This window comes from Myceligenerans crystallogenes, from assembly GCF_039529775.1.
Taxonomy (GTDB): domain Bacteria; phylum Actinomycetota; class Actinomycetes; order Actinomycetales; family Cellulomonadaceae; genus Myceligenerans; species Myceligenerans crystallogenes.
On record NZ_BAAANL010000008.1, the window covers coordinates 218,713 to 237,450 of the forward strand.

Here is an 18,738-nt window from a genome sequence, read left to right on the forward strand (position 1 = left end):
CTCAGGAAGCCAGGCCCGACTCGAACGCCCAGCGTGCGACCTCGACCCTGTTGCGGGTCCTGGTCTTGGCCATGATCGCGGCCAGGTGTGTCTTGACCGTGCTGATGCCGAGGTTCAGCTCGGCGCAGATCTCGAGGTTCGTGCGCCCCGCCGCGACGAGCCGTAGCACCGCCTCCTCGCGGGCGGTGAGCGGCTCGCCCGGCGGACGCGGGGCGGCATCGGGGCTTCGTCCGGCGAAGTGGGCGAGCAGCCGGACGGTGACGGCCGGATCGATCAGCGCGTCACCGTTCGCGGCGGCGTGGACCGCCTGCGCGAGCAGGGCGGGGCCGGCGTCCTTGAGCAGGAAGCCCCGGGCGCCGGCCCGGATCGCGGCGTGCACGTTCTCGTCGAGGTCGAAGGTCGTGATGACGACGACGGCCATCGGATCGTCGACACCAGGTCCCGCGAGCACGCGGGTCGCGGACACGCCGTCGAGCACCGGCATCCGGATGTCCAGGAGACAGACGTCGGGGCGCAGCCGCCGCGCCTCGCGGACCGCCTCCTGCCCGTCGGCCACGTCGGCAACGACGTCGATGCCCGGCTGCGCGTCGAGGATCGTGCGCAGCCCGGTGCGCACGATCGGCTGATCGTCCGCGACGAGTACCCGTACGGTCATCGTGCCTCCGTCTGCCCGTGACCGGGCCTGGGGTCGAGCCAGGCGCCGCTGTCGTCCCCGCCTTCACGAGGGTCGCGGCCCGGGAGAGTGTTGTGACCCCGGCGGGTGTCGCGGCGCTGGCGGGCGTCGTGATCCTGGCGGGGGTCGTGACTCTCGCGGGGGTCGCTGCCTCGGCGGGCGTCGCGCTTCTGACCGGCGGTGCTGTCGCGATACGTGCGATGGTCCTGACCAGCCCCGCCGCCGCGTTCCGACGGCCCTGCCGGCAGGTTCGCCCGGACCATCCAGCCGTGATCGCCGTCCGGCCCTGCCTGCAGGCTGCCACCCAGGGCGCGTGCGCGTTCGCGCATGCCGGTCAGCCCGTACCCGGTGTCCGGCGGCGGGCCGTGGCCGGGTGCGCGCCGGAGCTGCGGAACGGCTGCGCCGTCGTCGTGCACGGTCAGGACGACGCCTCCCTCGCGCCGTGCCAGCTCGACGGCGATGCGGGTGGCGTCCCGCGCGTGGCGGCGGGCGTTGGCGACCGATTCCTGGGCGATGCGGAACAGCGCGGTACTGGTCGCGGCGGGCAGCGGCGCGGCGTCGTCGGCGATGTGGACCGTGACGGGTGGCGGGCCGGGATCGACCAGCGTTCTCAGCCGCTCGATCCCGGGTACCGGGTCCGGTGGCCGTTCGTTGCGGAGCATGCCGACGAGCGATCTCATCTCGGTCAGCGCGAGGCGGGCCTCGTCCTCGACCATCCGCAGGGCCTCGACGGCCGCGGCCGGGTCCCCGGATCCGGCCGCGGCGCTGATCTGGCCCGCCTGGGCCCGGACCGCGACGGCCGACAGGTGGTGGGCGACGGTGTCGTGCAGGTCGCGGGCGATGAGCTCGCGCTCCTGCGCGCGGACCCGCTCCAGCTCACGGGCGCGGGCAGCGACCCGCTGGCGTACCACCTCGCCGAAGAGGGCGACGAGGACCAGCAGCGTCAGGCCGCCGACGGCGTCGTCGAACCGGCCGCCGCCTGCCAGGACCGACACGGCGACGCCGGCGGTCACCACAGGTGCGCCGACGAGGATCGCCCGCCCGGACCCCCAGCGGAACAGGGCGTACGGCGCGAGGATGCCGACCACGCCGGAGTACAGGCCGACCGGGACCACGCCCTGGGCGATCTGGACGATCTCCAGGGTCGAACCGGCGGCGACGGCCCAGGTGAGCACCGCCAGCGGGTGCACGCGGCGCCACGGCAGCACGGCGAGCGACAGTGTGCTCGCGGCCGCGGAGGCGGCTGGCCAGGGGATGTCCGGGCGGAGCGCGGCCTCGGTGATCGCCAGCGTCACCGCTACCGCCACGAGAAGCCAGTCACCGGCGGCAGGAGGCTGCGCTCCGGGCGCGGCCGGGCGCCCGGCCGCCGCACGGAGCGGGCGCCGGGGAGCCTGCCCGCTGACAGCCCGCACGCGGGGAATCGTAGTCATCGCCGGGCCCGGTCGCGGATCCGGCCGCGGATGATCCACTCCGCCAGCACGGCGTTGACGACCCACGCGAGCGTCATCAGGATCGTGTTGACCACCGGCGTGGCCGGGTCGTCCGGCTCGGGTCTCGCGATGACCGTCCACGGGCCGAGGAGCAGGAGCTGCGTACCCGCCCCCATCGCCAGCGCGTAGGACCGCGTCATCCAGTCACCGTGCGTCGCGTAGTCGTGCCGGAGCAGGGCGCGGACCGCCAGGACCAGCGCGACGAGCATGACCACGCCGACCACGTACCGCGCGGAGTTGACCACCACGGTGTCCTTCGCCGGCAGGTCGTAGAACGCGGTCATCCACAGGCCGGACAACGCGGTGGCGAAGGCCGCGGGCACCAGCACGCGCCCGGCGGTGCGATGCCAGCCGTTGTGGCGCCGCCGGAACGCGGGGGAGAACTGGAAGGCGCCGAGGATCGAGTAGATCGTCACGGCGACGATGTGCACGATCACGGGAACCGGCGCGGTGACGAAACGCGCGTTCTCCTCCGTGGCCGCCGGCTCGCCGGCGAGCTCGCCGACGCGCGCGGCGCCGGCGAGCACCGGAATGACGGAGACCAGGACGAGCCCGGCGGGGACGAGCCAGTCAGCGGGCCGGACGCGAGGACTTCCAGGGACGGTGGTGAGGGCCATGCCCAGAGTCTTCGCCGTCGGCCAGGCCAACCGCTATCGGCCATCCGGCCGGACTTCACCGGCCGGATGGCCGGCTCCGAGGCCACGGCGCCTCGGGGAAGCGGGTCACTCCCGAGGTGAGGCGTGAACGGCCTCGCCCGCGGGCGCCGGCTCGCCGGTCCCGGCGGGTTCCGGCGCGACGTCGATCTGCGCCAGCGACCGCCGGGCCGTCGGCACCGCCAGGATCGCCGCGACCACCGCGAACAGCAGCAGCCCCGCCACGACCAGCAGCGACTCCACGGAGAACCGGTCGGCGAGCGGCCCGAACACCACCATCGACAGCGGCATGGCCACGGTCATCACGATGCCCACGAACCCGAACACGCGGCCCTGCATCTCGGGTTCCACGCGCTCCTGGATGATGGTCATCGACGGCGTGCTCTGCGCCGCGAAGGTCACGCCGATCAGCAGGCCGATCGAGAAGAACACCCACATGTTCGTGGCGATCCCGAGCCCGAACACGAGCACGCCCGTGGCGATCACCGCACCGACGAGCAGGCGGATCCGGTGCACGATCCTCGGCCCGAGCGCCGCCATGGCCACGCCACCGGCGAGCATGCCGAAGCCCCAGAACAACTCGTTGGCGGTCAGCTTCCACACCTCGTCGCCGAACGTGCGGGTGACCATGAGCGGGGTGAGGTAGCTCGGCGCGCCGACCAGGAACATCGTGAGCGCGAACAGGGTCATCAGCCAGCGCACGGGTGCGTGCGAGCGGATGTATCGGACGCCCGCGATCAGGTCCCCGAAGTAGCTCACCGGCGCACCGGCGTCGGACCGGATCAGGCGCGGTACCGGGACGAAGGCCAGCATGCCCACGCCGATCAGCGCCGTGACGGCGTCCAGGAAGAAGACGGACACGATGTCGAAGCTCGCGTAGATGGCCGCGGCGGCGGCCGGGGCGATCAGCATCATGGCGGACTGGATCGACTGGAACATGCCGTTCACGCGCATCAGCTGATCGGGTGGTGCGATCTGCGGGATCATCGCGCTCACCGCCGGCGTCTGGATCCCGGCGAACACCGAGCGCACGGCGAGCGCCGCGTAGATCACCCAGAGCGAGTCCACCCCGGAGGCCATGAGGAAAGCGAGCGCGAGGGTCGCCACCGCGATCACCGTGTCGGCCCCCATGACGAGGAACTTGCGATGATGCCGGTCCGCCCAGACCCCGCCGAAGATCGACACGAACGCCTGCGGCAGCATGCCGAACACGATGCTCAGCATGAGCACCGACCCGGATCGTGTCTCGATCGTCAGGTGCCACATGACGGCGTACATCACGATCATCGAACCCAGCAGGGAGAACGTCTGCCCCGTCAGGAACAGGGCGACGTTCCTCTTCCACCCGGGCATCTCGGTACCCGCCGGGGTACCGGCGTCGGGAGCCGCGGTCTCGTTCATGGTCTGATCTTGTCCCATGGTTCGTAGGACGACGAAGCGGGGCGGAACTCATCGCCGACGGGCGCGCGGGTCCCGCTCGTCACGGAAGCACGAGCACCTTGCCCGTGGTGGCGCGCCCCTCGAGCGCGCGATGTGCCTGAGCGGCGTCGGCGAGCGGATAGCGCCCGCCGATCCGCACCGCGAGCCCGCCCGACGCCGCCGAGCCCAGCACGTCCGCCGCGCGCCACTCCAGCTCGCCGCGCGTGCCGAGGTAGTCGCCGAGCTTCGGTCGCGTCAGGAACAGCGAACCCTTCCGGTTCAGGGCCTGCGGGTCGAGCGGCGGAACCTGTCCGGAGGCCCCGCCGAACAGCACCATCATCCCGCGCGGCCGCAGTGAGTCGAGCGAGGCCTCGAAGGTCGCCCGGCCCACGCCGTCGTACACGACGTGCACGCCCTCGCCGTCGGTCAGGTCGCGGACGGCGGCGGGGAGTTCGGCGCCGAGGTCGGGCATCGCCGCGTAGTCGATGGTGTGGGCGGCCCCCGCGGCCGCCGAGAGCGCGGCCTTCTCGGGCGTGGAGACGGTGGTGACCACGCGTCCGCCGCGCGCGACGGCGAGCTGGGTGGCCAGCAGCCCGACGCCACCCGCCCCCGCGTGGAGCAGGACGTCGTGACCGGGCCCGACCTCGAACGTCGAGGTGACCAGGTAGTGCGCCGTCATGCCCTGGAGCATGAGCGCGGCGGCGGTCTCCAGGTCGAGGCCGTCGGGGACGCGGACCACCTGGGCGGCGTCGACCACGACGAGTTCGGCGTAGGAGCCCGGGCCTCCTTCGGCCCAGGCGACGCGGTCGCCGGCGGCGAAGGCCGTGACGCCGTCCCCGAGGGCCTCGATCGTCCCGGCACCCTCGGCGCCGACCCGATGCGGGTACTCCATCGGATAGGTGCCCGACCGCCGGTAGGTGTCGATGAAGTTCACGCCCGCGGCCGCGACCCGGACCAGGATCTGCCCGGGTCCCGGCTGCGGATCCGGCAGCTCTTCGACGACGAGGACCTCGGGACCGCCCGCCTCGCGGGCCACGACTGCACGCATGCTGCGAGCTTACGCGTGGTGCGCGCGCTCGTGTCCGAGGTGACCTGCGGGTTCGAGCTGGAACGTCGAGTGCTCGATGCTGACGTCGAACTCCGTGGCGACGCAGCGCTGCAGCGCGTCCAGGACCTGCGGCGCGCAGCCCTCACGGAAGCAGGCCTCGTGGACGACGACGTGCGCGGTGAGCGTCGGCAGCCCCGTGGCCACCAGCGAGGCGTGCAGATCATGCACGTCGGCGACGTGGTCCTGTGCGAGCAGCCGCCGGCGCACGGCGTCCAGGTCCAGCCCGGGAGGCGTCGACTCCAGCAGCACCGACGCCGTCTCCAGCAGCAGCCGGACCGCCCGCGGCACGATGAGCGCGGCGATGAGCAGCCCGGCCACGGCGTCCGCGCGCTGCCAGCCGGTGGTGGCGATCACGATCGCCGCGGCGATCACGCCGACCGACCCCAGGGCGTCGTTCAGCACCTCGAGGAACGCCGCCCGCAGGTTGTACGACGACGACCGCGCGCCGGCCAGCACCAGCAGCGCGGCCACGTTCCCGGCGAGGCCGATGACCCCGAAGACCAGCAGCTCGGTGCCGGGCACCCCGGCGGGTTCGAACAGCCGCCGTACGCCCTCGGCCAGGGCGTAGATCCCGACGGCGAGCAGTACCGCCGCCTGGCCGAGCGCCGCGAGCACCTCCGCGCGCCGGAAGCCCCAGGTGCGTCGCGCCGTCGGCGGGCGCAGGGCGAGGGTCGCGGCGACGAGCGCGATGCCGACGCCCGCCACGTCGGTCAGGACGTGGGCGGTGTCGACCAGGAGGGCGAGGCTGCCGGTGAGCCAGGCGCCGGCCGCCTGGGCGAGCAGCACCGCGAGGCCGATGGCGAAGGCGATGCCGAGCCGGCGCCGGTGCCCCGGCGCCGAGGGATCGGCCGCAGGGGTGTGGGCGTGCCCGTGCGCGGGCCGGTGGCCGGGAGCGTGGTGGTCCGTCATCATCCCCATCCTCGAACAGTTCGCCCTTCCCTCGCTCCAGTGTCCTGCCGGGCACGTGGTTTCGCAGGCAGGAAGGTTGTTGCGAGGCTCTGAATAAGTATGTAGTATCGCGAATATGTCTTCCACGATCCGTGTCGCGGTCGCCGGCGCCTCCGGGTATGCGGGGGGTGAGATGCTGCGTCTGCTGGCCGCTCACCCGCTCGCCGAGGTGGGTGCGCTGACGGCGCACACGTCGGCCGGTTCGCTGCTCGGCGCGCATCAACCGCACCTGCGTTCGCTCGCGGATCGCGTGATCGAGCCGACCACGCCGGAGGTACTTGCCGGCCACGACGTCGTGGTGCTCGCCCTGCCGCACGGCGCGTCGGGGGAGGTTGCGGTGCAGCTGCCGGACGAGACGCTCGTCCTGGACCTGGGCGCGGATCACCGGCTGACCGATCCCCGGGCGTGGGAGAAGTTCTACGGGAGCGCGCACGCGGGCTCCTGGCCTTACGGCCTGCCGGAGCTGCTGCTCGCCGGCGGCGCCAGGCAGCGCGACAAGCTGGCCGGCGTGCGGCGGATCGCCGTGCCCGGCTGCAACGTGACCGCGGTGACGCTCGGCGTGCAGCCCGGCGTCGCGGCCGGGCTGGTGGACCCGGCCGGGATCGTGGCCGTGCTCGCCAACGGCTACTCGGGGGCCGGCAAGAGCCTCAAGCCGCATCTGCTGGCCGCTGAAGGGCTCGGTTCGGCGCAGCCCTATGCCGTGGGCGGCACGCACCGGCACATTCCCGAGATCATCCAGAACCTGACGTCGGCGGGTGCGCCGGAGGTGCGGGTGAGCTTCACGCCGACCCTCGTCCCGATGTCGCGCGGCATTCTCGCCACGGTGAGCGCGCCGTTGCTCGGCGGCACCTCCGCCGAGCAGGTGCGTGAGGCCTGGCTGTCCGCCTACGACGGCGAGCCGTTCGTCCAGGTGCTGCCCGAGGGCCAGTGGCCGAGCACGGCCATGACGCTGGGCGCCAACACGGCGCTGGTGCAGGTCGCCGTGGACGAGGCGGCCGGGCGGGTCGTGACCGTCACCGCCATTGACAACCTCGTCAAGGGCACCGCCGGGCAGGCGATCCAGTCCATGAACCTCGCGCTCGGCATCGACGAGACGGCAGGCCTCGGAACCGAAGGAGTCGCGCCATGAGTGTCACCGCAGCACAGGGCTTCCGGGCGGCGGGGATCGCCGCCGGGCTCAAGCCGTCCGGCAAGGACGACCTCGCCCTCGTGGTGAACGACGGGCCCCGTTTCGGGGCGGCCGCGGTGTTCACGTCCAACCGGGTCGTGGGCGCCCCTGTCCTGTGGTCGCGTCAGGCGGTCAAGGACGGCGTGGCCCGGGCCGTCGTGCTGAACTCCGGCTCGGCCAACGTCTGCACTGGACCGGGTGGCTTCCAGGACTCGCACGCCACCGCCGAGGCCGTCGCCGGGCAACTCGGCATCGGCGCGATCGACGTGCTCGTCGCCTCGACGGGCGTGATCGGCGTGCGTCTCAAGCGGGACAACCTCCTGGCGGGCATCCCCGTCGTCGCGGGTGCGCTCTCCGCCGAGGTGAGCGCCGGTGAGGCCGCCGCCCGGGCGATCATGACCACCGACACCGTCCCGAAGCTCGCCGTGCGGACCATCGAGACGCCGGCGGGGACGGTCACCATCGGTGGCATGGCCAAGGGCGCTGGCATGCTCGCCCCGGCACTCGCGACGATGCTCTGCGTCATCACCACCGACGCCGTCGCCCAGGCCGGGCCCGGCGACGGCCCGGACCTGGACGTGGCCCTGCGCGAGGCGACCCGGACCACGTTCGATCGCATCGACTCCGACGGCTGCCAGTCCACCTCCGACACCGTGGTGCTGATGGCCTCCGGCGCCTCCGGCGTCACCCCGGACGCGGACGCCTTCGCCGCCGCCGTCCAGGAGGTCTGCGCGGATCTCGCCCGCCAGCTCCTTGCCGACGCCGAGGGGGCGTCCCACGACATCGCCGTCACGGTGAGGAACGCGACCACCGAGGACGCGGCGCTCGCCGTGGCCCGGGCGGTCGCGCGCTCCAACCTGTTCAAGACCGCGATCTACGGCAACGACCCCAACTGGGGCCGCATCCTGGCGCAGGTCGGCACGGTCCCTGAGGAGGTCGCGCCCTTCGACCCGGCAGAGCTCGACGTCTCCGTCAACGGAGTAAAAGTGTGCCAAGCGGGCGGCGCCCACGAGTCGCCGGACAACGTCGACCTCGCCTCGGCCCGGGACGTCACCGTCGACATCGACCTGCACGCGGGGGACGCCGAGGTCACGCTCTGGACCAACGACCTCACCCACGCCTACGTCGAAGAGAACAGCGCGTACACCTCATGACCAGTGACGTCGTCGCGGGGCTCACCCCGGACCAGAAGGCCGAGGTCCTGATCGAGGCGCTGCCGTGGCTCCAGGAGTTCGCGGGCGCGCTCGTCGTGGTCAAGTACGGCGGAAACGCGATGGTGCGCGAGGACCTCAAGGCCGCTTTCGCGCAGGACATGGTGTTCCTGCGCCAGGTCGGGCTGAGGCCGGTCGTCGTGCACGGCGGCGGCCCGCAGATCAACGCGATGCTCGAACGGCTCGGGATCGACTCCGAGTTCCAGGGTGGCCTGCGCGTCACCACGCCGGAGACCATGGAGGTGGTGCGCATGGTGCTCACCGGTCAGGTCTCCCGTGAGCTGGTCGGCCTGATCAACGCGCACGGGCCGAACGCCGTCGGGCTGAGCGGCGAGGACGGCGGCCTCTTCGGCGCAGCCCGCCGGCACGCGACGGTGGACGGCAAGCCGGTCGACGTCGGCCTCGTGGGCGATGTCGTCCAGGTGGATCCCCGCGCCGTGCAGGATCTGCTCGACGCGGGCCGGATCCCGGTCGTCTCCACGATCGCACCCGATGTCACCGACCCCACCCAGGTCCTCAACGTCAACGCGGACACCGCCGCGAGCGCCCTCGCGGTGGCGCTCGGCGCGAAGAAGCTGATCGTGCTGACGGACGTCGAGGGCCTGTACACGAACTGGCCGGACAAGGACTCGCTCGTGGAGCAGATCTCCGCGGACCAGCTGCGTTCGCTGCTGCCGAGCCTGGCGTCGGGCATGATCCCGAAGATGGAGGCGTGCCTGCGGGCCGTCGACGGGGGTGTGCCGCGGGCGACGGTGATCGACGGGCGGCAGCCGCACAGCGTGCTGCTGGAAGTGTTCACGACCCGAGGCAACGGAACGATGGTGGTACCGGAATGAGCGATCCGACGACGACTGAGACGACCACTTCGACCGCAAAGGACGCGATCGTGAACGAGCCCGCCGGGCACGAGCCGACCGTCGACGATCTCGCCACGGACGAGCCGGTGGCGAACGGGCCCGGATCGACGGGTGCGCCCCGGACGGATGGCGTGACCACGGCGACCGGTGCCGCCGGGCTGAAGGGTGCGGTCGCTCCGGCGGGCGACTCGGTGGCCGCCTGGACGGACCGCTACCAGGGCGCCGTGATGGACACGTTCGGCCCGCCGCAGCGCGTGCTGGTGCGGGGCGAGGGCGCCTACGTGTGGGACGCGGACGGCAGGCGCTACCTGGACCTGCTGGCGGGCATCGCGGTGAACACGCTGGGTCACGCGCATCCGACGCTGACGGCGGCGATCAGCGCGCAGCTGGGCACGCTGGGGCACACGTCGAACTTCTTCGGGACGCCCGCGCAGATCTCGCTGGCGGAGCGACTGCTGGCACTCGCGGGTGCGCCGTCCGGGTCGCGGGTGTTCTTCACGAACTCCGGCACGGAGGCCCTGGAGGCGGCCTTCAAGATGACGCGGCGCGTCCCGGCGTCCAGTGGGGCCGGGCACCGTACCCGCGTTCTCGCGTTGGAGGGTGCCTTCCACGGCCGGTCGATGGGGGCGCTGGCACTCACGCACAAGCCCGCGTACCGCGAGCCGTTCGAGCCGCTGCCGGGCGGGGTCGAGCACCTGCCGTTCGGCGACGCCGCGGCGCTGGAGGCGGCGTTCTCTCCCGCTGCCGTGGCCGAGCGCGGCGAGGTCGCTGCCTTCGTCGTGGAGCCGATCCAGGGTGAGGCAGGGGTCCGCCCGCTGCCGTCCGGGTATCTGCGGCTCGCGCGGCACCTGACGAGGGAGCACGGCGCGCTGCTGATCCTGGACGAGGTGCAGACGGGCATCGGCCGTACGGGGGAGTGGTTCGCCTTCCAGTCGCCGGAGGCGCTGGGCCTCACGGCCTCGTCCGGAACCGGCGAACTGCCTGGTGACGCACGGCCCCGGGTGGACGCTGACCTGCTCCCGGACGCGGTCACGCTGGCCAAGGGCCTGGGCGGTGGTTTCCCGGTCGGTGCCGTGATCGCCTTCGGCGGGGAAGCTGCCGGCCTGCTGGGTCGTGGCCAGCACGGGTCGACGTTCGGCGGCAATCCGGTCGCGGCTGCGGCGGGTCTCGCGACGCTGGGCGTGATCGAGCGTGACGGGCTCCTGGCCCAGGTACGGGAGACCGGTGAACTCCTGCGGCGCCAGATCGAGAACTGCGGCAACCCGCTGATCACCGGGGTGCGCGGCCGGGGCCTGCTGCTCGCGGTGCAGCTCGCCGAGCCGGTGGCGGCCGAGGTCGCCGCGAGCGCGCTGGCGGCGGGTTTCATCGTGAACGCCGTCGCGCCCGACGCGATCCGGCTGGCGCCGCCGCTCATCCTGACCGCCGAGCAGGCCAGGGACGCCGCGGCGTTCTTCGCGGCGCTGCCCGCCGGCTCCGCGACGCCGCCGGCCCCCGCCACCGTGCCCGCCCCGGACCAGACCACCCCACCCCGTCCCGGATCCCCCGCGAACGCCGCGACCGAGGAGCAGCCATGACGATCCGCCACTTCCTGGCCGACGACGACCTCAGCCCCGCCGAACAGCGCGAGGTCCTCGAACTCGCGATGACGCTGCGCGCCGACCGCCTGGCGCGCCGCCCGCTGGAGGGCCGGCGGGACGCGCCCGGCGCGGTCGCGTTCATCACGGACAAGCCGACGCTGCGCACCCAGGTGTCCTTCGCCGCCGCCATCTCGGACCTCGGCGGGTATCCCCTGGTCGTGGACGGCAACCTGGCGCAGATCGGCTCGCGGGAGTCCATCGAGGACACGGCCCGCGTGCTCGGCCGTCAGGTCGCCGCGATCGCGTGGCGCACCTACGGCCAGGACCATCTCGAGACCATGGCCGCGCATGCGGGCGTCCCGGTCGTGAACGCGCTCACGGACGCCTTCCACCCCTGCCAGATCCTGGCCGACCTGACCACGATCGCGCAGCATCGCGGGGGAGTGGCCGCTCTGCCCGGTACGACGTTCGCGTTCGTGGGTGACGCCGCGAGCAACATGGGGGCGTCCTACCTCCTCGGCGGTGCCACGGCCGGCCTGCACGTGCGCGTCGCCGCCCCGGAGGGCTTCCGGCCCGATCCGGAGATCCTCGCCCGCGCCGCCACGATCGCCGAGGCCACGGGCGGATCGGTCACCTCGGTCACCGAGGCCGCGGACGCCGTCGCCGGAGCGGACGTCGTGGCCACGGACACGTGGGTCTCCATGGGTGACGACGCCGCCGGCCGCGACGCCGCCACCTTCGGCCCGTACCAGGTCAATGCCGGGCTCCTGGGCCTCGCGAAGCCGGACGCGATCGTCCTGCACTGCCTGCCCGCCTACCGCGGCAAGGAGATCACCGACGACGTCCTCGAGGGCGCGCAGAGCGTCGTCTGGGACGAGGCGGAGAACCGCCTCCACGCCCAGAAGGCGCTGCTCGCCTGGCTCCTGGAGGAAGGAACGCGCGGATGACCGGCACCACCGGGGCCGCGTCGCCGGGCGGCGTCGTCCCCGAACTGAACTGGGGCGGGGACGACGTGCCGAACGGCACGGTGACCGCGCCCGCCACCAAAGCCGCGCGGCACGCGCGCATCCTCGACATCATCACGCACACCGCGATCCGCTCCCAGGCGGATCTGGCCCGGGCGCTCGCGGCGCACGGCGTGAAGGTCACGCAGGGCACGCTGTCCCGTGACCTGATCGAGCTGCGCGCGGAGAAGGTGCGCGGCTCCGACGGCGGGCTCGTCTATGCCGTGCCCGGCGAGGGCGGGGACCGCAGCGTGCAGGCCGATCAGGACGCCGAGTACCTCGCGGCGCGCCTCGCGCGGCTGGCCACGGAACTCCTGGTCTCCGCGGAGGCGTCCGCGAACCAGGTGGTGCTCCGCACGCCGCCCGGCGCGGCCCAGTACCTGGCCTCGGCCATCGACCACTCCCTGTTCCCGGGCGTCCTGGGCACCATCGCCGGGGACGACACCATCCTCGTCATCGCCCGCGACGCCGACGGCGGCACCGAGCTGGCCCAGCGCCTGCTCAGCCTGTCCGCCGGCACGGCGTCCGTCTGATCGCTCCGCTTGTCGAAGTGCGCTTGAATCGAACCACCACACATCAGGAAGAGAAGAACCAATGACCGAACGCGTCGTGCTCGCCTACTCGGGCGGCCTGGACACCTCCGTCGCCATCGGCTGGATCGGCGAGGCCACCGGGGCCGAGGTCGTCGCCATGGCGGTCGACGTCGGACAGGGCGGCGAGGACCTCAACGTCATCCGCAAGCGCGCCCTGGACTGCGGCGCCGTCGAGGCGTACGTCGCCGACGCGCGCGAGGAGTTCGCCACGGAGTACTGCATGCCCGCGCTGCAGGCCAACGGCCTGTACCTGGACAAGTACCCGCTCGTCTCGGCGATCTCCCGCCCGCTCATCGTCAAGCACCTCGCGCGTGCCGCCCGGAAGTTCGGCGCCACCACGGTCGCCCACGGCTGCACCGGCAAGGGCAACGACCAGGTCCGCTTCGAGGTCGCCACGACGTCGCTGGCCCCCGACCTGAAGACGATCGCGCCCGTCCGCGACCTCGCCCTGACCCGCGAGAAGGCGATCGAGTACGCCGAGAAGCACGACCTGCCGATCGCCACGACCAAGAACAACCCGTTCTCGATCGACCAGAACGTCTGGGGCCGCGCCGTGGAGACCGGCTTCCTCGAGGACATCTGGAACGAGCCCACCAAGGACGTGTACTCCTACACGGACGACCCCACGTTCCCGCCCGTCGCCGACGAGGTGATCATCACCTTCGAGCAGGGCATCCCCGTGGCCATCGACGGCGTCGCCGTCACCCCGCTGCAGGCGATCCAGGAGATGAACCGCCGCGCCGGTGCGCACGGCGTCGGCCGTATCGACATCGTCGAGGACCGCCTCGTGGGCATCAAGTCCCGCGAGATCTACGAGGCCCCCGGCGCCATGGCGCTCATCGCCGCCCATCAGGAGCTCGAGAACGTCACCGTCGAGCGCGAGCAGATGCGCTTCAAGCGCCAGGTCGAGCAGCGCTGGACCGAGCTCGTGTACGACGGCATGTGGTTCAGCCCCCTGAAGAACTCCCTCGACGCGTTCATCCTCGACACGCAGAAGTACGTCTCCGGCGACATCCGCATGGTCCTGCACGGCGGCCGTGCCACCGTCACCGGCCGCCGGTCCGAGACCAGCCTGTACGACTTCAACCTCGCCACCTACGACGAGGGCGACACGTTCGACCAGTCGCACGCCCGGGGCTTCATCGAGATCTACGGCCTCGCCGCCAAGCAGGCAGCGGCCCGCGACGAGAAGTTCGGCAACGGGGTGGACCTCTCGTGAGCGACGACACCACCAGCGGCGGGCTCGTCCGCGGTGAGCCCGGCGCCGGCGAGCCCGGTGAGGCCGCGGGCGCTGCCGGCGGCGCGGGAGCCGTCGGCGGCCCGGCGCCGGTCGCCCTCTGGGGCGGCCGGTTCGCCGGCGGCCCGGCGCCCGAGCTCGCGGCCCTGTCCCAGTCCACGCACTTCGACTGGGTGCTCGCGCCCTACGACATCGCGGGCTCTCAGGCGCACGCGCGCGTGCTGCGCCAGGCCGGCCTGCTGACCGACGACGAGCTGGCCCGCATGACCGCCGCGCTCGACATCCTGCTCGCCGACGTCCAGGCCGGGAAGTTCCTGCCCGTCCTCGCGGACGAGGACGTGCACACCGCGCTCGAGCGCGGCCTGCTGGAGCGCGCGGGCGACGAACTCGGCGGCAAGCTGCGCGCCGGGCGGTCCCGCAACGACCAGATCGCCACCCTCGTGCGTATGTACCTGCGCGACCAGGCCCGGACCATCGGCGCCCAGGTGCTCGACCTCGTCGACGCCCTCATCACCCAGGCCGGCGCGGCCGGGGACGCGCCCATGCCGGGCCGCACCCACCTCCAGCACGCCCAGCCGGTCCTGCTCGGGCACCACCTGCTCGCGCACGCCTGGCCGCTGCTGCGCGACGTCGACCGGTTCCTCGACTGGGACGTGCGCGCCGCCCGCTCCCCGTACGGGTCCGGCGCGCTCGCAGGCTCCTCGCTCGGGCTGGATCCCGAGGCGGTGGCCTCCGACCTCGGCTTCGACGGCCCCGTCGAGAACTCGATCGACGGCACCGCGTCCCGCGACGTGGTGGCGGAGTTCGCGTTCGTCGCCGCGATGATCGGCGTCGACCTCTCCCGGCTCGCCGAGGAGATCATCCTGTGGAACACCAAGGAGTTCGGCTTCGTCCGCCTCGACGACGCCTGGTCCACCGGGTCCAGCATCATGCCGCAGAAGAAGAACCCCGACATCGCCGAGCTCGCCCGCGGCAAGGCCGGGCGCGTCATCGGTGACCTGACGGGCCTGCTCGCCACGCTCAAGGGCCTGCCGCTGGCGTACAATCGGGACCTGCAGGAGGACAAGGAGCCGGTCTTCGACCAGGTCACCACCCTCACGGTGCTGCTGCCCGCGTTCACCGGCATGGTGCGCACCCTCGCGTTCGACACGGCCCGGATGGCCGAGCTCGCCCCGCAGGGCTTCTCGCTCGCCACCGACATCGCCGAATGGCTCGTCCGCGAGGGCGTCCCGTTCCGGGTCGCCCACGAGGTCGCGGGCGCGTGCGTCCGCGAGTGCGAGTCCCGCGGCATCGAGCTGTGGGACCTGTCCGACGACGACCTGGCCGGCATCTCCGGGCACCTCACCCCGGCGGTCCGCGAGGTCCTGACGGTCGAGGGCTCCCTCGCCTCCCGCGACGGGATCGGCGGCACCGCCCCGGCCCGCGTCCGCGAGCAGATCGACCACGCCAAGGAACGCTCCACGGAGTACCGCCTCTGGGCCCAGCCCCTGGACGAGTTCCCCGCCCCGGAGGACCTCCCGGACGACGAATGACCGTCACCCCTGAGGTCCTCGGCGGCCTCCTGGACCGGATCCGGTCCGTCGGCGCAGCCCTGATCTGCGTCGACGGGCCGGCCGGCTCGGGCAAGACCACCCTCGCCGCCCAGCTCGCGGACGCCCTGGGCGCCCCGGTCGTCCACCTGGACGACCTCTACGAGGGCTGGGAGGCCGGCCCGGACGGCGGCGCGGCCAACCTCGCCCGCTGGGTCCTGGACCCGCTCGCCGCCGGTGCGCAGGCCCGCTACCGCCGCTACGACTGGGACGCCGGAGCCTGGGCCGAATGGCACGCTCTCCCGCCGTCGTCCCACGTCGTCGTCGAGGGCTGCGGCGCGGCCGCCCGGCAGGTCGACGCCTTCCCGGGCGGCGCCTTCGTCATCTGGGTCGAGGCCGACGACGCCGAACGCCTCCGCCGCGGCCTCGAACGCGACGGCGCGGCCGCCCGCGACCACTGGCTGCGATGGATGAAGGACGAGGCCGCCCACTACACCCGTGAGCACACCCGCGCCCGCGCCCACGTCCGCTTGGACGGCGTCGGCCGGCTCACGCATTAGCGCCACGCAGCCCCTAGCCCACCCCTAGCTCCGCTATGCCTAAGACTGCTAGGCTAAAAATACCTAGCAGCGCAACGCATAGGAGCACGATGCATATCGACAAGGATCTCGTCGCCGCCTCGGCGACGCCGCTTGTCCTCGGCATCCTCGCCGAGGGCGAGTCGTACGGCTACGCCATCCTCAAGCGCGTCCGTGAGCTGTCCGGCGGGCACATGGAATGGACCGACGGCATGCTCTACCCCCTGCTCCACCGCCTCGAACGGCAGGAACTCGTCGACGCGAGCTGGGGATCGGGGGAGACGGGCCGGCGTCGCAAGCACTACGCCATCACCACCGCCGGCCGGGCCGCCCTCGCCGAACGCCAGGAGCAGTGGGCCGTCGTCGCCGAGACCCTCCGCCACGTGTGGCAGGACATGCGGGACGCCGCCGGCGACCTCGCCCCCGGCGCGAACCCCGGCACTCTCCCCGGCCGCGTCGCGGAGGGGTGGGCCTGATGAACACCGAACGGACCGGCCTCGAACGGCAGATCGACCAGTGGCGCGCGTTCGTCGCCCGCCGCCCCGCCATCGCCGCCCACGACGTCGAGGAGATGGAGGACCACCTCCGCGAGCAGGTCAGCGACCTCGCCGCCACGGGCCTCGACGACGACGAGGCCTTCCTGGTCGCGGTCAAGCGCATGGGCAAGCTCGACGACGTCTCCCGCGAGTTCGCCCGCGAGCACTCCGATCGCCTCTGGAAGCAGCTCGTCCTGTTCCCCGACGAGCACCCGGGCGGCGGCGCCCCGGCCGGCCTCGGCCGCTTCCGCGACCTCGGCATCCTGCTGGCCCTCGCGATCGGCGCCGGCCTGGCCCTCAAGCTCCTGACCCTCGCCACCGGCGACGAGTCCCGCATCCTGCTCAACGGCCCGTTCCTCGTCCTGCCCTTCCTCGCCGGCTGGTTCGCCTGGAAACGCGACGTCGGATGGCGCACGACGACTGCCCTGGCCGCCGTCACCGCCGCCCTCGCCGTAGCGGTGAACCTCTACCCCTACTTCCGTGGCGAGCCGGACCCCGGCACCGGCGACGTCTACGCCGAACCCGCGATGACCCTGCTGCTGGCCGCCCTGCACGCCCCCGTCGTGCTCTGGTTCCTCTTCGGCGTCGTCTACGCCGGCGGCGCCTGGCGGGCCGGCACCCGCCGCATGGACTTCGTCCGCTTCACCGGCGAACTCCTCGTCTACCTCACGCTCATCGCGCTCGGCGGCATGCTCCTGATCGGCCTCACCTTCGGCGTCCTGAGCCTGGCCGGCGTCGACTTCGAACCCTTCGTCGAGGACTGGCTCGCCCCGTTCGCCCTGCCCGGCGCGCTCCTGGTCGCCGCCTGGCTCGTCGAGGCCAAGAAGAGCGTCGTCGAGAACATCGCGCCGGTCCTTGCCCGCGTCTTCACCCCGCTCGCCGCCCTGATGCTCGCCGCCATGCTCGTGGCGCTGCTCGCCGGCAAGCCGCTCGACGACGTCGACCGCGAACTGCTCATCCTCATGGACGCGGTCCTCCTGCTCGTCCTGTTCCTCGTCCTGTACTCCATCTCCGCCCGCGACCCCCAGGCCCGGCCCGGGACCTTCGACTGGCTCCAGCTCGTCCTGGTCGCGACAGCGCTCGCGGTCGACGCCGTCGGCCTCACGGCGATGCTCGTGCGCATCGCGGAGTTCGGCTTCACCGCCAACAAGGTCGCGGCCCTCGGCCTCAACCTCATCCTCCTGGTCCACCTGGCCTGGGCGGGCCGCCTGACCCTCGGCTTCCTCCGCGGCACCCGCACGTTTGCCGCGACGGAACGCTGGCAGACCACCTACCTGCCCGCCTACGCCGCCTGGGCCCTCGTCGTCGCGATCGCGTTCCCCCCGATCTTCGCCTTCACCTGACCGGGACACCGCGGGGTGGTCAGGCCCAGCCACCCAGCCACCCCGCGATCCCGTTTCCCGGTCCAGGGGACAATCGTTCCCGTGCGTGAGTTCTTCGACCGTCCCGTGCTCGACGTCGCCCGTGACCTGCTCGGCGCGCACCTGACGGTGCATTCCCCGGAGGGCGCGGTCACCGTGCGCCTCACGGAGGTCGAGGCGTACGACGGCGCCGCGGACCCCGGGTCGCACGCCTACCGCGGCCGCACGGCCCGCAACGCGACGATGTTCGGCGGGCCCGGCCACCTCTACGTCTACCGCCACCTGGGCCTGCACCACTGCGCCAACCTCGTCTGCGGCCCCGACGGCAAGCCGTCGGGAGTCCTCCTGCGGGCCGCCGAGGTGATCGACGGCGTCGACCTCGCCCGCGCACGCCGCGCCACCAGCGGTGTCACCCGCACGGACAGCGACCTGGCCCGCGGCCCGGCCCGCCTCACGGTCGCACTCGGCATCACCAGGGCCGATGACGGCGCGGATGTCGCCGGCGAGGCAGGCCGGATCCTCGTGCGACCGCGCCCGGCGGCGTCGTCCGATCAGGGACCTGTCAGCGGCGCCGTGATCGAGGCCGGCGCCGTGCCGGACGCCGGCCTCGGCCGCCCGATCGTGACGGGCCCGCGCGTCGGCGTCTCCGGCGACGGCGGCCGCGCGGACCTGTTCCCGTGGCGCTTCTGGCTGGACGGCGATCCGACGGTCAGCGCGTACCGCAAGGCGACCCCGCGCCGTCGGGCCGACTCCAAGGGCGCACCGGTATCGCCCCTTCCCGCCCCCTGAGAGTCGC

Annotated in this window: 18 protein-coding genes; 12 read left to right on the forward strand and 6 right to left on the reverse strand. The window is 72.9% G+C overall.

The genetic code is table 11. The annotated features are described in order from the left end of the window. Position 1: 1 nt before the first annotated feature. The 6 genes from ABD208_RS18185 to ABD208_RS18210 form a co-directional block, all read right to left on the reverse strand. Positions 2 to 655 (reverse strand): response regulator, encoded by a 654-nt coding sequence (locus ABD208_RS18185; RefSeq protein WP_344105686.1) that lies wholly within the window; start codon positions 653 to 655, stop codon positions 2 to 4. Continuing rightward, positions 652 to 2,085 carry a sensor histidine kinase gene (locus ABD208_RS18190; RefSeq protein ID WP_344105688.1) on the reverse strand — a complete coding sequence of 478 codons (1,434 nt, stop codon included), beginning with the start codon at positions 2,083 to 2,085 and terminating at the stop codon, positions 652 to 654. Before ABD208_RS18190 ends, ABD208_RS18185 begins: the two co-directional genes overlap by 4 nt. A gap of 14 nt (positions 2,086 to 2,099) precedes the next feature. Further along, entirely contained in the window at positions 2,100 to 2,780 is a 681-nt protein-coding gene (locus ABD208_RS18195; RefSeq protein WP_344105689.1) for a DUF2306 domain-containing protein, read from the reverse strand. 105 nt (positions 2,781 to 2,885) lie between these two features. Continuing rightward, entirely contained in the window at positions 2,886 to 4,217 is a 1,332-nt protein-coding gene (locus ABD208_RS18200; RefSeq protein WP_344105691.1) for an MFS transporter, read from the reverse strand. Positions 4,218 to 4,296: 79 nt separating this feature from the next. After that, positions 4,297 to 5,283: a quinone oxidoreductase family protein gene (locus tag ABD208_RS18205; RefSeq protein WP_344105693.1), complete on the reverse strand. Its 987-nt coding sequence runs from the start codon at positions 5,281 to 5,283 to the stop codon at positions 4,297 to 4,299. A 9-nt stretch (positions 5,284 to 5,292) separates the two neighbouring features. Beyond that, a complete protein-coding gene (locus ABD208_RS18210; RefSeq protein ID WP_344105695.1) occupies positions 5,293 to 6,252 on the reverse strand; it encodes a cation diffusion facilitator family transporter in 960 nt (319 codons plus the stop codon). 115 nt (positions 6,253 to 6,367) lie between these two features. On the opposite strand from ABD208_RS18210, the gene argC reads away from it, so the two are divergent. The 12 genes from argC to ABD208_RS18270 all read left to right on the forward strand — a co-directional run bounded on the left by argC (position 6,368) and on the right by ABD208_RS18270 (position 18,731). Further along, positions 6,368 to 7,420 carry an N-acetyl-gamma-glutamyl-phosphate reductase gene (gene argC / locus ABD208_RS18215; RefSeq protein WP_344105697.1) on the forward strand — a complete coding sequence of 351 codons (1,053 nt, stop codon included), beginning with the start codon at positions 6,368 to 6,370 and terminating at the stop codon, positions 7,418 to 7,420. After that, on the forward strand, positions 7,417 to 8,613 hold the full coding sequence (argJ, locus tag ABD208_RS18220) for a bifunctional glutamate N-acetyltransferase/amino-acid acetyltransferase ArgJ (protein ID WP_344105699.1): 1,197 nt from the start codon (positions 7,417 to 7,419) through the stop codon (positions 8,611 to 8,613). Before argC ends, argJ begins: the two co-directional genes overlap by 4 nt. After that, positions 8,610 to 9,506, forward strand: a complete 897-nt coding sequence (gene argB / locus ABD208_RS18225) for an acetylglutamate kinase (RefSeq protein ID WP_344105701.1) — start codon at positions 8,610 to 8,612, stop codon at positions 9,504 to 9,506. The genes argJ and argB overlap by 4 nt, the downstream gene beginning before the upstream one ends. Positions 9,507 to 9,754: 248 nt before the next feature. Continuing rightward, positions 9,755 to 11,101, forward strand: a complete 1,347-nt coding sequence (locus ABD208_RS18230) for an acetylornithine transaminase (protein WP_425561130.1) — start codon at positions 9,755 to 9,757, stop codon at positions 11,099 to 11,101. Next, positions 11,098 to 12,051 (forward strand): ornithine carbamoyltransferase, encoded by a 954-nt coding sequence (gene argF / locus ABD208_RS18235; RefSeq protein ID WP_344105703.1) that lies wholly within the window; start codon positions 11,098 to 11,100, stop codon positions 12,049 to 12,051. Before ABD208_RS18230 ends, argF begins: the two co-directional genes overlap by 4 nt. Next, positions 12,048 to 12,641, forward strand: a complete 594-nt coding sequence (locus ABD208_RS18240) for an arginine repressor (protein ID WP_344105705.1) — start codon at positions 12,048 to 12,050, stop codon at positions 12,639 to 12,641. The genes argF and ABD208_RS18240 overlap by 4 nt, the downstream gene beginning before the upstream one ends. A 61-nt stretch (positions 12,642 to 12,702) precedes the next feature. Next, the gene (locus ABD208_RS18245; RefSeq protein ID WP_344105707.1) at positions 12,703 to 13,920 is read left to right on the forward strand and encodes an argininosuccinate synthase; all 1,218 of its coding nucleotides are present in this window, start codon (positions 12,703 to 12,705) and stop codon (positions 13,918 to 13,920) included. Then, the gene (gene argH, locus ABD208_RS18250) at positions 13,917 to 15,470 is read left to right on the forward strand and encodes an argininosuccinate lyase (RefSeq protein ID WP_344105709.1); all 1,554 of its coding nucleotides are present in this window, start codon (positions 13,917 to 13,919) and stop codon (positions 15,468 to 15,470) included. Before ABD208_RS18245 ends, argH begins: the two co-directional genes overlap by 4 nt. Then, the gene (locus ABD208_RS18255; protein WP_344105711.1) at positions 15,467 to 16,027 is read left to right on the forward strand and encodes a uridine kinase family protein; all 561 of its coding nucleotides are present in this window, start codon (positions 15,467 to 15,469) and stop codon (positions 16,025 to 16,027) included. The genes argH and ABD208_RS18255 overlap by 4 nt, the downstream gene beginning before the upstream one ends. 89 nt (positions 16,028 to 16,116) lie before the next feature. Next, a complete protein-coding gene (locus ABD208_RS18260; protein ID WP_344105713.1) occupies positions 16,117 to 16,521 on the forward strand; it encodes a PadR family transcriptional regulator in 405 nt (134 codons plus the stop codon). Next, positions 16,521 to 17,924, forward strand: a complete 1,404-nt coding sequence (locus tag ABD208_RS18265) for a permease prefix domain 1-containing protein (RefSeq protein ID WP_344105715.1) — start codon at positions 16,521 to 16,523, stop codon at positions 17,922 to 17,924. Before ABD208_RS18260 ends, ABD208_RS18265 begins: the two co-directional genes overlap by 1 nt. A 72-nt stretch (positions 17,925 to 17,996) precedes the next feature. Further along, the gene (locus ABD208_RS18270) at positions 17,997 to 18,731 is read left to right on the forward strand and encodes a DNA-3-methyladenine glycosylase (protein ID WP_425561131.1); all 735 of its coding nucleotides are present in this window, start codon (positions 17,997 to 17,999) and stop codon (positions 18,729 to 18,731) included. The last annotated feature ends 7 nt before the right edge of the window (positions 18,732 to 18,738 follow it).